This window comes from Pseudorhodoferax aquiterrae (assembly GCF_014652235.1).
GTDB lineage: Bacteria > Pseudomonadota > Gammaproteobacteria > Burkholderiales > Burkholderiaceae_C > Pseudorhodoferax > Pseudorhodoferax aquiterrae.
In genome coordinates this window covers 98,066-110,195 of record NZ_BMYK01000023.1, presented here as the reverse complement: position 1 = coordinate 110,195, position 12,130 = coordinate 98,066, and the positions used below count along the sequence as shown (strand labels likewise).

The window sequence follows — 12,130 nt, the reverse complement described above, 5'->3', positions numbered from 1 at the left end:
GCAGGCTCCAGTTCGCCCGCTTGCTGGACGGCTTTCACGGTAACGGGGTGGTTCCATGTCAGTCCGCCTTGGCGCCCGAGGTCTTGACGATCGGCGTCCACTTCCTGACCTCGGCTTCGATCAGGGCCTTGAACGCGGCCGGCGTCGTGCCCTCGATCAGGAAGCCGCGCGCGGCGAAGAAGTCGGCGATCTCCGGCGTCTTGATGGCCTTGTTGACCTCCGTGCTGATCTTGGCGACCAACTCGGGCGGCGTGGCGCTCGGGGCAAACAGGCCCTGCCAGGACAGCGCCTCGAAGCCCGGGTAGCCGCTCTCGGCCACGGTCGGCACCTTGGGCAGCATGGGGTGGCGCTGTTTGGAGGTGACGGCCAGCGCGCGCAGCTTGCCGGCCTCCAGCTGCGGCATCACCACCAGCAGGTCGCCGAAGGTCGCCTCGATCTGGCCGCCCATGAGGTCTTGCAGCATGCCGGCGCTGCCGCGGTAGGGGATGTGCACCATCGAGGTCTTCGTGGCCTGCTTGAACATCTCGCCCGTCAGGTGCATGGAGGTGCCGTTGCCGGCCGAGCCGTAGCTGATGGCGCCGGGCCGGGCCTTGGCCAGCGCGATGAACTCGGCGAGCGTCTCGGCCTTGACCGTCGGGTTCACGGTGACCACCAGCGGCGAGCTCACGACCATGGAGACGGGCGCGAAGTCCTTCACCACGTCGTAGGGCAGCTTGGGGTACAGCGCCTGCGCAATCGCGTTGCTGCCGGTCACGCCCATCAGCAGCGTCATGCCGTCGGGCGCGGACTTGGCCACGTAGTCGGCGCCCACGGTGCCGCCCGCGCCAGCGCGGTTCTCCACGATCACGGTCTGGCCCAGCGCCACCGACAGCTTCTCGCCGATGCGGCGCGCCAGCAGGTCGGTGCTGCCGCCAGGCGGAAAGGGCACGACGATGCGCATGGTCTTGCCGCCCTGGGCGCGGGACAGCAGCGGCGCGGCGGCCAGGGCGGTGCCGGCGGCCAGGCGGCGCAGGGACTGGCGGCGGGAGATGGGCTGGGTCATGGGGCACTTTCGGAGATGGAAGGGAATCGGGGCGGGCGTCATGCGGTGGCCTCGGGCGCTGGCGGCCCCCAGCCGCCGCCGCCCGCGGTCTCGACCACGAGCCGGTCGCCGGCCTGCCACTGCGCGCGGGCCTTGGCGGGCAGATGTTCGACGCTGCCGTCGGCGCGCTCGATGCGTGCGGCCGCGCAGGCACCGGGCAGGCCGCCGGCCGCGCCCTGGGGCGCGATGCCGTGGCGCTCGCCGCGGTAGGAAATGCTGCCGCTGCCGTGCAGCAGGCGGTAGACGCGGACCACGCCGTCGCCGCCGCGGTGGCGGCCCGCGCCGCCCGAGCCCGCGCGCAGCGCCACGCGTTCCACGCGCAGCGGCGCCTGGGCTTCGATGGCCTCGGCCGGCGTGCTGCGCGCGTTGCCCACGTCGGTGGACACGCCCGAGCCGCCCCGCCCCGTGGGTGCGCCGCCGGCCGCCGAGGCGATGATCTCGGTCAGCAGCCAGGGTGTGCCGTCGGGCCGCGTGCCGCCCAGCGAGAGCACCACGGCCTCGGCCGCGTTGGGCGCTGGCATGCGTGCCGGCAGGGCCTGCGCCCAGGCGCCCAGCAGCGCGTTCGCCAGCAGCTTGACGAGGTTGGTGCGCGCGTTGACGGCGGCCGGGAAGGCCGGGTCGGCGATGCTGCCGGGCCGCGTGACCAGCGTGAGCGGCGCGAGGCTGCCGTCGTTGGGGGCGGCCTGCGGCGCGAGCATGCGCGCGAAGTAGGCCACGGCCGCCTGCACCGCACCGCGTGCGGCGTTCACGGGGCCCTGGGTCTGGTCGGCGCAACCCGAGAGGTCGAGTTCCGCGCGGTCGCCGCGCTTGCGGATGCAGACCGCTACGCGCACGGGGTTGGCGCTGACGCCGTCGCCATCGAGCGCGTCCTCGAAGCGGTAGTCGCCATCGGGCGCGGCGGCCAGTGCGGCGCGGGCCGCCGCCTCCGAGGCCGCCAGTGCGTCCCGGCACTGCGCGGCCGCTTCGGGCGTGCGTTGCCACAGGGCGGCCAGCTCCGCGGCGCCCTGCGCAAGGCAGGTCCACTGCGCCGCCAGGTCGCCTTCGAGGTTGTCGGGCATCCGGCTGTTGGCGCGCAGCAGGCGCAGCAGCGCGGCGTCGACCGCGCCGGCGCGGACCAGCGGCGTGGGCGGGATGCGCAGGCCCTCCTGCTGGATGCTGGTCGCGTGCGTGGGCACCGAGCCCGGCGTGATGCCGCCCACGTCCTGGTGGTGCAGCACGCAGGCCACGAGCGCCACCGTGCGGCCGGCCACGCAGACCGGGCGCACGAGCGTGAGGTCGGGCAGGTGTGTGCCGCCATGCCAGGGGTCGTTGAGCAGGTAGCCGTCGCCTTCGGCCATGGTTTCGGCGGGGTACAGCGCAAGCAGCCCGGCCACGGCCGGCGACAGGCTGCCCAGCAGCAGCGGCAGCGTGCGGGCCTGGGCCACGAGCCGGCCGTCGGGCAGGAAGATGGCGGCCGCGCAGTCCATGGCCTCGCGCACCACGCTGGAGACGGCCCCGGCCACGAGGCGCTGCTGCATGCGATCGGCCAGCGCCTCCAGCTGCTGGGGCAGGCCATCGTCGGGCGCGGGTGCAGGGGGGGCGGCCGGCGCCTGCAGTCCCAGCGCCTGCACGGTCGCGAGCGTGCGCTCGTACTCGCCGTCCTGCGCCAGCACCGCGTGCGAGCAGGCCACGGGCAGGTCGGGCCACAGCTGCGCGATGCGCTGCGCCAGCGCCTGCTCGTGCGCGGGGTTGCGGTGGGCGAACAGCAGGCAGATCGCGATGCCGGTAGGCGGACGCGGCAGCGCGGCCAGCGCGTCGAGCACGCCGGCCATGTCCAGCGGCTCGGCCTCGGCGCCGGCCGCGTCGATGCGGCCGCGCGCCTCGATGCGCCAGGCGGCCGGCAGCAGCTGTGGCCAGGGCGAGGCCTGCACGTGCAGCGCGTAGGGGTCCGCGCGGTTCTGCCGTGCCAGCGTCAGCACGTCGGCGAAGCCTGCCGTACAGATCAGCGCGATGTCCGGCATCTCAGAAGCGGTCCGGTCGGAACGGCGTGAGATCGACCTGCGTGGGCCGGCCCGCCACGAGGTGCGCCACCTCGCGCCCCGTGCTCGCGCCCATGCACATGCCCATGTGGCCGTGGCCGAAGGCCAGCCAGGCGTTGTCGGCGTGGCGGGCGCGGCCCACGACGGGCAGGCTGTCGGGCAGGCAGGGCCGGTGGCCCATCCACTGCGTGGTCTCGCTGGTGTCCAGGTGCGGGAACAGCTGGCGGCCCAGGCGCAGCAAGGCCTGCGCACGCTCGTAACGCGGCGGCGCCTTCAGGCCCGCGAACTCCACCGTGCCGGCCAGCCGCAGGCCCATGGCCATGGGGTTGACCATGAGGTTGTTCTCCACCGCCATCACGGTGTGGCGCAGCCGCAGGTTGGAGCTGCGCACCGTGACGTGGTAGCCGCGCTGCGTCTCCAGCGGCACGCGCGAACCCAGCTGGGCCGCGAGCGGGCCCGACCAGGCGCCGGCCGCCACCACCACGCCGTCGACGGGCAGGCAGGCGCCTTCCTCGGTGCGCACGCCCGTGATGCGCCGGCCCTGGCGCTCGAAGCCGGCCACGCGCTTGCGCAGGTGAACGGCCCCCTGCGCCATGCAATGCGCGTGCAGGGCCTTGACCAGGGCCGAGGGGTCGGTGGTGGAGCCGTTCTCGGGCGCCAGGATGCCGAAGCGAAAGCGGCCCTTGAGGTCGGGCTCCAGCTCCTCCAGCTCGTCCTGCTCCACGTCGCGCATCTGCACGCCCAGCGAGCGGCGCAGGTTCATGCCCCAGGCCCATTGCGCGGCCTTCTCGCGCGAGGAGTAGACGTAGAGGCAGCCGCTGCGGCGCACCAGATCCGTCGCCTGGGCGTCCTGCAGCAGCGGGCCATAGCAGTCGAAGATGGGCACGAGCAGGCTGCGCAAGGCGGTGGCGATGCGCGTGACCTCCTCGCGGGAGGAATGCCGCAGCATGCGCACCAGCCAGGGCAGGACCAGCGGCGCATGGCGCCAGCGCACCGTGAGCGGACCCAGTGGGTCGAGCAGCCAGTTCGGCACGCGCTTGGCCATGCCCGGCATGCCCACGGGCAGGCAGGCGCTGGGCGAGAGCGAGCCCGCGTTGCCGAAAGAGCAGGCCTCGCCTGGCTCCAGCGGATCGAAGAAGGTGACCTGGTGACCGTCGCGCTGCAGCCAGGCGGCGGTGCAGGTGCCGACGATGCCGGTCCCGATGATGGCGACATGCATAGGCGGCGGATTGTGCGAGCCCTGAGCACATCAGGCCAACGAATTCATTTGATTTGTGCATCAGGATTTCTGATTCACAGGCCGCGTCGGCGCCACAATGGTGCGGCCATGAACATCACCCTCCGCCAGATGCGTGCGTTCTCGGTCGTGGCACGCAGCGCAAGCTTCACGCTGGCCGCGCGCCAGCTGCACCTGACCCAGTCGGCCGTCAGCATGCTGGTGCAGCAGCTCGAGGAAGAGTTGGGCGTCAAGCTGTTCGACCGCACGCGCCATGCCGTCACGCTGACCGAGGCCGGCCAGCAGCTGCTGCCGCTGGCGCGGCGCATGCTCGACGACCTGCGCCAGATCGAGGAGGGCGCGGGCGACCTGCGCAGCTTGAAAAGCGGCGTGCTGCGCGTGGTGGCGCCGCAGCTGATGGCCTGCACCTGGGTGGCCGGCGCGCTGGCGCGGTTCGAGCGCGCGCACCCGCAGGTGGGCCTGCGCATCGTCGACGGCTCGGCCGACGACATCGTGGGCACGGTGCGCCGCGGCGACGCCGAGCTGGGAATCGGCCCGGAGCGCGCCATCGGCGAGGACGTCACGCGCAGCTTCCTCATGCACGTGCCCATGCGCCTGGTCTGTGCCGCCGCGCACCCGCTGGCCGGCCGCGAGGCCGTGCAGTGGCGCGAGCTGCAGGGCGAGCGCTGGGTGGTGTACTCGGGTGATTTCAGCCGCTATGTGGAGCAGCGCCTGCAGGAACACGATGCCTCGCTCTCGATGCAGACCGCGACCGAGGTGCGCTACCTCACGACCGCGCTGGCGCTGGTCGGCGCCGGGCTCGGCGTGGCCATGGTGCCGGACTACGCGCGCAGCTTCGCCGCCAACTTCGGCATCCGCTTCCTGCCGCTGCGCGCGCCGGCGCTGAACCGGGAGTTCTTCGTCTACCAGCGCCGCAGCCTGGCGCTGTCGCCAGCGGCCCAGGCCTTCGCCCAGATGCTGCGCGCGCAGTCGCGTGAGCGCTGATCCGGCGCGGCCGCCTCAGCGGAACGCGCCGGCGTGGTCCGCCATGTACTGCGCCAGCGTCCGTGCCGGCCGCCCCGTCATGCGCTCGACCGCGTCGCTGACCTGGGCGGTTTGGCCCGCGCGCACGGCCGCGAACAGCCCGGCCAGCATGCGGCCATGGTCTGCGGGAACGCCAGCGGCCTGCAGGTTGGCCACGAAGCGCGCGTCGTCGATGGCCTGGTAGACGATGCGCCGGCCGGCGGCCTGCGACAGCAGCGCGGCGGCCGCGCCGTAGTCCAGCGCCTGCGGCCCGGTCAGCGTGAAGGCCTGGCCGTTGAAGCGGGTGCTGGTCAGCGCGGCCAGCGCGCAGGCCGCGATGTCGCGCGCATCGATGAAGCTCGACGCGCCCGTGCCGGCCGGCAGCGCGATGACGCCCTGCGCCACGGCGGGTGCCCACATGCCGTGGAAGTTGTCGGCGAACCAGTTGGGGCGCAGGACCACGGCGGACGGCAACGCGCGCTGCATGGCCAGCTCCACCTGGCGGTAGGGGTTCTGCGGCTCGTGCTCCACGCCCATGACGGACTGCAGCACGGTCTTCACGCCGCGCGCTGCGGCCGCGGCGATGACGGGCAGCAGGTACTGCTCCACCTGCAGGTTGTCGGCCGGCATCAGCAGGTAGAGGCTGTCGATGCCGTCCAGGGCCGGCCCCAGCGTGGCCGGATCGGCGAAGTCGAAGCGCGCCGCCTCGGCGCCCGCGAAGGGCCTGGCGTGGCGCGAGGCGGCGCGCACGCGCTGGCCGGCCGCGACCAGCGCCGGCACGAGCAGGGAACCCACGGTGCCGCTGGCACCCAGGACGAGAATGTTCTGCATGGCATGGTCCTTTCCGATATTGAAGTGCAGATGAATGAGGCGTCTACGGTACGGTGCGCCTGTCATTGGCGGAAGTCGCCACGGCGTGCAAGCTGCGTTAAGCTGGGCTTCACGATGGACGACCTCAAGCACTTCGCGCTGTTCGCCGAGGTGGTGCGCGCGGGCTCGCTGAGCGCGGCCGCGCGGCACCTGGGCATCAGCACCTCGGCCGTGAGCCAGCAGCTGCGCGCGCTCGAGCAGCGCCATGGCGTCACCTTGCTGCACCGTTCCACGCGCAAGCTCGGCCTGACCGAAGCCGGCCGCAACCTGGCCGAGCACTGCGCGGCGCTGACGGCCACGGCCACGCGGGCGCGCCAGCAGCTCGCGCTGGCGCGCGATGCGCCCGAGGGCGAGCTGCGCATGTCGGCGCCGGTGGGATTCGCGCGCTGTGTGGCGCCTGCCCTGGCACCGTTGCTGGCCGACCATGCCGCGCTGCGCCTGCACCTGGAGATCGACGACCGCATGATCGACCTTGTCGATGCGCGCATCGACCTGGCCATCCGCGTCGGCGAGATGGCGGACTCGGGTTGGAGCGCCAAACGCCTGTGCGGCGTCGCGCTGTTGCTGTGCGCGGCGCCGGCCTACCTTGCGCGTGCGGGTGTGCCGCAGTCGCCGCACGAACTGCCGTCGCACCAGTGGCTGACGCCTCGCGGCCGCCGCGCCATGCCTGTGCAGATGACCGGGCCCGACGACGTGACCGAGTCCATCGAGGTCGTGCCGCGCATCACGAGCAACAGCCAGATCTCGCTGCAACAGCTGTGCGTGTCGGGCCTGGGTCTGGCCTTCGTGGTCGGCACCGAGGCTGACGAGGATCTGCAGGCGCGGCGGTTGGTGCAGGTCTTGCCCGCCTGGCGTGTGCCACCCATGCCGTTGTGGGCCGTGACGCCGCAGCGCGACGCCAAGCCGGCCAAGGTGCGCCACGCGATCGCGGCGCTCCAGGCATACCTGCGCGGCTTTCCCGGCACGTCCGACTAAGCCTCAGCGTGGCACGCGCGCCGGGATGAAGTGCGCCAGCACGCCGGCCGCCGCGAAGGCCACCAGGCCGATGCTCGCGATGCCCCAGCCCAGCGACAGCGCGCCGGCCAGGAAGGACAGCAGCGCCGGGCCGCTGGACGAGCCGATGTCGGCCATCAGCCGCCACACGCCCAGGAAGTGCGCGCGGCCGTGGCGCGGCGAGTGGTCGGCGCCCAGCGTCATGATCAGCCCCGAGCCGATGCCGTTGCCAAAACCGATGGCCAGCGCCGCGGCCAGCAGCGTGTTGAACCCGGTGGTGAATGGCATCGCCAGCAGGCCCAGGCCCATGATGACCATGGACGGCACGGCGACCCAGCGCCGGCCCTTGAGGTCCATGAGCTTGCCCGCCGGGTAGAACACCAGCATGTCGATGCCGCCGGCCAGGCCGTAGACCAGCGAGGCCACGGCTGGCGCCAGCATCAGGTGGTCGGCCCACAGCGGGATCACGACCTGGCGCGAGGCGCGCACGGCGCTCAGCAGCGTGACGCCCAGGCCCAGCGTGAGGAAGGTGCGGCGGTGGTCGCGCAGCGTGGAAGCGATGCTGGTGGCGGCCGGTGCGGCCTGCCCCGGCGGCGCCTTGGGCACTTCGAGATCGGGCACGCGCGAGCCCAGGGCCGCCGCGGCCAGCACGCCCGCGATGCCCACGCCGTAGGCGCCCGACAGGCCGAAGGCATGCACGGCCGCCGCGCCGAGGAAGGGGCCGACAAACATGCCGATGCGCATCACGCCGCCCAGCGTGGACAGCGCGCGGGCACGGTACTGCAGCGGCACGGCCTCGGTCATGTAGCTCTGGCGCGCGAGGTTGTAGACGGCCTGCGACATGCCCACCATGAAGCAGCCCAGCGCGAACAGCGCCAGGTGCCCCGTGAACACGCAGATCGCCATGCCCAGCGCGCTCCACAGGCCGGCGGCGACGATGGCGCCGCGTTCGCCCCAGCGCATGGTGAGCAGCGAGGCCGGGATGTTGCTGAGCAGCGAGCCCAGGCCGATCAGCGTGACCATCAGCGCAGCGGCGGGCACGGAGCCGCCCATCTCGCGCACCATGAGCGGCACGATCGGCAGGATCGCGCCCTCGCCCAGGCCGAACAGCAGCGAGGGGCCGAAGGCGGGGATGGCGATGCGGCGGAAGGAGAACGCGGGGGAGGAGGCGGGCGCGGCAGGCGGGGCGGACATGCGGGAGGCGGCGGTGCGGGCCGAAGGGAACGGGGTGCGGGGCGCGATTGTGGCGCTGCCCGAATCCTCCTGCGTTGCGCTCAGGCTCTGCGCGGTGCCGCGGTCATGGCGTGCGCCGCGTGCGCGGGCGCTTGGATGTCGTCGCCTCGGGCGCGCTCAGCGCATAGAACTCGTGCAGCTTCGCCGCCAGCAGCTGCCGGTCTGGCAGCTGCGTCTGGTACTGCGCGACCAGCGCGGGCGACAGCGTGCGGCTCAGTGCGTACTCCACCACCTCCGCGTCCTTGCTCGCGCACAGCAGCAGGCCGATCGCCGGGTTCTCGTGCGGCTTCTTCACGTCACGGTCCAGCGCTTCGAGGTAGAAGTTGAGCTTGCCCAGATGTTCCGGCTCGAAGCGGTCGACCTTGAGCTCGATGGCCACCAGGCAGTTCAGGCCGCGGTGGAAGAACAGCAGGTCCAGGGCGAAGTCCCGCCCGCCCACCTGCAGGGGGAATTCCGAGCCGACGAAGCAGAAATCGCGTCCCAGCTCGATCAGGAAGCTGCGCAGTTCGGCCAGCAGGCCGCGGTGCAGGTCGGCCTCGGTGTGGCCAGCGGGAAGATTGAGGAATTCGACGGCATAGGCGTCCTTGAACGCCGCCGCCGCCGCATCGCCGTGGATTTGTGTCAGCGCTGCTGACACTTTTGGTGCAGCCAGCACCACCTGTTCGAAGGCGCGCAGGCGCAGCTGCCGCTCCAGCTCCCGGCTGCCCCAGCGTTGCTGGATCGCCATGCGCAGGTAGAACACTCGTTCTTCCGCGCGTTTGGCCTGGCTCAGGATCAGGAGGTTGTGCGTCCATGGAAGTTGTGTCAGCAGTGCTGTCACCACTTCATCGCCGCGGTAGGTCTCGAAGAACTGGCGCATGCGGAACAGGTTGCGGCGCGTGAAGCCGCGCTGCCCGGGCAGCGTGCGCGCCAGGTGTGCTGCCAGCTTGTCCACCACGCCTTCGCCCCATTCGGAGGCGGCCAGCTTGCCACTGATGTACTCGCCGATCTGCCAATACAAGCCCACCAGTTCGGTGTTGACGGCCTGGTAGGCGCGCTGGCGCGCCTGTTCGATGAGCTGTACCACTTCGGCGAAGGCAGACTCCACCGGTAGGGACGCGACTGCGCCAGGCTTCTTGGATGACGGCTTGCGGGGACGCATCGTTGGATTGTCATCCACCGGCCTCCCCGCATCACCTCACCCCGCCGCCAGCATCCCTTCGACCACCCGCCCCACATGCAGCACCAGCTCGTCCGCATAGCGCCGCCCCACCACCTGCAGCCCGAACGGCAGGCCCTGCGCGTCGCGCCCCAGCGGCAGGCTCAGCGCCGGCTGCTGCGTGAGGTTGAAGGGGTAGCAGTAGCCGTTGCCGGCGAACCAGTTGCGCGGCTGCGTGTCCGGCGCCGCAGGTAGAGGTGGCGCCACGGTCGGTGCGGCCGGCGTCAGCAGCACGTCGATGCCGGCGAACTGCTGGGCCAGCGCGCCGGCCAGGCCGCGCAACTGGGCACGGGCGCGCGCCAGCCGCGCGGGCGCGACTTCGGCGCCCTGTTCCCACAGGCGCTGCAGCGCCGGGGCCAGCGCGGCGCGCTGCGCGTCGCTCCAGTCGACGAAGGACTCGTGCACGCGCGACTGCCAGACGGTCCACATGGCCTGGTCGGCGTCCAGGCCCAGCGCCGGCAGCGCCACCAGTTGGTGGCCGGCCGCGGCCAGACGCTCCAGCAGCGCCTGCAGGGCCCGGGCGATGGCCGGGTCCAGCGGGGTCGGCGCGCCCAGCGCCAGGCTCCAGCCGATGCGCAGCTGCGCCGGACGCTGCGCGGGCGTGCGCGGGTACAGCGAGGCCGGGTCGCGTGCGTCGGCTTGGCCCAGCACGGCCATGGCGCGCGCGCAATCGGCCACGCTGCGCGTGAGCGGGCCGAAGTGCGCGAACTCGGCGAAGGCGCTCTGCGGCGCCGCTGGGATCGCGCCGAAGGTCGGCTTGAAGCCGACCACACCGCACCAGGCGGCGGGGATGCGCACCGAGCCGCCCGCGTCGCTGCCCACGGCCAGCGGGCCCCAGCCGGCGGCCACCTGGGCGGCCGCGCCGCTGCTGGAGCCGCCTGCGCAGCGCGACGCATCACGCGGGTTGCGCGTGGTGCCGGCGTGCGGGTTGCTGCTTTCGATGGTCCAGCCGAACTCGGTGGTCGTGGTCTTGCCGAACAGCACAGCGCCGGCCGCGCGCAGCTGGGCCACGAGCGGTGCGTCCTGCGCGGCGGGCGGGTCGCCGGCCGTGGACAGCGAGCCGCGCCGCGTGGGCCAGCCCGCCACGGGCAGCAGGTCCTTGATGGAGACCGGCACGCCATCCAGCGGGCCCAGTGCCCGGCCGGCCTGCCAGCGCGCGGCCGAGGCCTGCGCCTGGGCCAGCGCGCCTTCGGCATCCAGGTGGCAGAAGGCGTTGAGGCCCTGCGCGTCGGCACCGACCTCGGCCAGCAGGGCCTGCAGCACGGTCACAGGCTCGTGCACGCCGCGCGCGTAGGCGGCGGTCAGCGCACCGATGTCCAGCTTCAGGGCCTGGGCGCTCATCCCTTGGTCGCCGGGTAGGTCTCGAATTCCACGTTGGCCAGCACCTCGCCGACCTTTTCGACGCGGCGGATGTACTGGTCCTGCACGATGTCGCGCGTCTTCGCGTCGATGGCGATGCGCCCGCGCGGGCTGTCCAGCTGCAGGCCCTGCATGGCCTGCAGCAGCGCGGCGCCGTCGGCGTTGCCGCCGGCCTTCTGCAGGGCCGCGTAGATGGCGGCCATGCCGTCGTAGGCGGCCACGGCCATGATGGTGGGCCGCGCCTTGGCGTCGCGCTGGGTCTTGAAGTCGCGCACGAAGCGGGCGTTCAGTTCCGACTTGTGGTGCATGGAATAGGGGTAGACCGTGGTCAGCCCCAGTGCGCGCTCGCCGATGGTCTCGATGATGGCCTCGTCGACGATGTCGCCCGTGCCCACGAGCTGGATGCCGGCCTGCTCCAGGCCCTTTTCTCGGTACTCGCGGATGAAGGCCGGCGCCACGTCGCCGCCATTGACGAAGGCGAACAGCAGATCGGGCCTGGCGTCCTTCACACGCTGCATGTAGGGCGAGAAGTCCAGCGTGACCAGCGGCGTGCGCACGCTGCCCACGATCTCGCCGCCCGTGGCCTTGTAGGCAGCCAGGAAGGCGGCCTCGGCGTCGTGGCCGGGCGCGTAGTCGGCCACGATCACGTAGGCCTTCTTCGAGCCCTTCTGCGCGGCCCATTGCGCGATGGGCGGCACGGTGTTGGGGTAGTCGAACGAGGTGCGCACCATGAAGGGCGACTTCTCGGTCAGCCTGGCCGCGGCCGCGTTCATGACCACCATGGGCACCTTGGCCTGCGTGGCAATGGGCGCGACCGACAGCGCATTGGGCGTGAAGCCGAAGCCGGCCAGCACGCTGACCTTGTCGCGCACGATGAGTTCCTGCGCGTGGCGCTTGGCCAGCTCGGGGTTGGGGCCGGCCACGTCCTTGACGATCACCTCGACCTTGCGGCCCGCGACGCTGTCGCCGAACTGCTTCTGGTAGACCGCGATGCCGGCCTGCATCTGGCGGCCGAACTCGGCGAAGGGGCCGGACATCTCGGCGATGAGACCGATGCGGACGGGGTCCTGCGCAGCGAAGGCGCGGGGCAGGGCCAGGCCGAGGGCGCTGGCGGCGAGCAGGTGGCGACGGTGGAACAT

10 protein-coding genes are annotated in these 12,130 nt (G+C 72.4%); 2 read left to right on the top strand and 8 right to left on the bottom strand.

The genetic code is table 11. The annotated features are described in order from the left end of the window. Positions 1–58 precede the first annotated feature (58 nt). From IE209_RS26015 to IE209_RS26005, 3 genes are read right to left on the bottom strand one after another with little or no spacing between them, the layout of a single operon-like run. The gene (locus IE209_RS26015) at positions 59–1,042 is read right to left on the bottom strand and encodes a tripartite tricarboxylate transporter substrate binding protein (protein WP_189689779.1); all 984 of its coding nucleotides are present in this window, start codon (positions 1,040–1,042) and stop codon (positions 59–61) included. Between the two features lie 38 nt (positions 1,043–1,080). Continuing rightward, positions 1,081–3,081 (bottom strand): hydantoinase B/oxoprolinase family protein, encoded by a 2,001-nt coding sequence (locus tag IE209_RS26010; protein ID WP_229883054.1) that lies wholly within the window; start codon positions 3,079–3,081, stop codon positions 1,081–1,083. Position 3,082: 1 nt separating this feature from the next. Further along, positions 3,083–4,318, bottom strand: a complete 1,236-nt coding sequence (locus IE209_RS26005; RefSeq protein WP_189689778.1) for an NAD(P)/FAD-dependent oxidoreductase — start codon at positions 4,316–4,318, stop codon at positions 3,083–3,085. A 108-nt stretch (positions 4,319–4,426) separates the two neighbouring features. On the opposite strand from IE209_RS26005, the gene IE209_RS26000 reads away from it, so the two are divergent. Beyond that, the gene (locus IE209_RS26000; RefSeq protein ID WP_189689777.1) at positions 4,427–5,320 is read left to right on the top strand and encodes a LysR family transcriptional regulator; all 894 of its coding nucleotides are present in this window, start codon (positions 4,427–4,429) and stop codon (positions 5,318–5,320) included. Between the two features lie 15 nt (positions 5,321–5,335). Here the strand turns inward: IE209_RS26000 and IE209_RS25995 are convergent, their stop codons facing one another. Continuing rightward, positions 5,336–6,169 carry an NmrA family NAD(P)-binding protein gene (locus IE209_RS25995; protein WP_189689776.1) on the bottom strand — a complete coding sequence of 278 codons (834 nt, stop codon included), beginning with the start codon at positions 6,167–6,169 and terminating at the stop codon, positions 5,336–5,338. A gap of 114 nt (positions 6,170–6,283) precedes the next feature. Between IE209_RS25995 and IE209_RS25990 the strand changes: the two genes are divergently transcribed. Next, positions 6,284–7,183 (top strand): LysR family transcriptional regulator, encoded by a 900-nt coding sequence (locus tag IE209_RS25990; protein WP_189689775.1) that lies wholly within the window; start codon positions 6,284–6,286, stop codon positions 7,181–7,183. Positions 7,184–7,186: 3 nt separating this feature from the next. Here IE209_RS25990 and IE209_RS25985 read toward each other — a convergent pair whose 3' ends face one another. From IE209_RS25985 to IE209_RS25970, 4 genes are all read right to left on the bottom strand, one after another. Further along, positions 7,187–8,395: an MFS transporter gene (locus IE209_RS25985; protein WP_189689774.1), complete on the bottom strand. Its 1,209-nt coding sequence runs from the start codon at positions 8,393–8,395 to the stop codon at positions 7,187–7,189. A 103-nt stretch (positions 8,396–8,498) separates the two neighbouring features. Next, positions 8,499–9,521 (bottom strand): PDDEXK nuclease domain-containing protein, encoded by a 1,023-nt coding sequence (locus IE209_RS25980; protein WP_229883053.1) that lies wholly within the window; start codon positions 9,519–9,521, stop codon positions 8,499–8,501. Positions 9,522–9,611: 90 nt separating this feature from the next. After that, complete coding sequence (locus tag IE209_RS25975) at positions 9,612–10,973, bottom strand: amidase family protein (protein WP_189689772.1); 1,362 nt, start codon at positions 10,971–10,973, stop codon at positions 9,612–9,614. After that, the gene (locus IE209_RS25970; RefSeq protein WP_189689771.1) at positions 10,970–12,130 is read right to left on the bottom strand and encodes an ABC transporter substrate-binding protein; all 1,161 of its coding nucleotides are present in this window, start codon (positions 12,128–12,130) and stop codon (positions 10,970–10,972) included. The genes IE209_RS25975 and IE209_RS25970 overlap by 4 nt, the downstream gene beginning before the upstream one ends.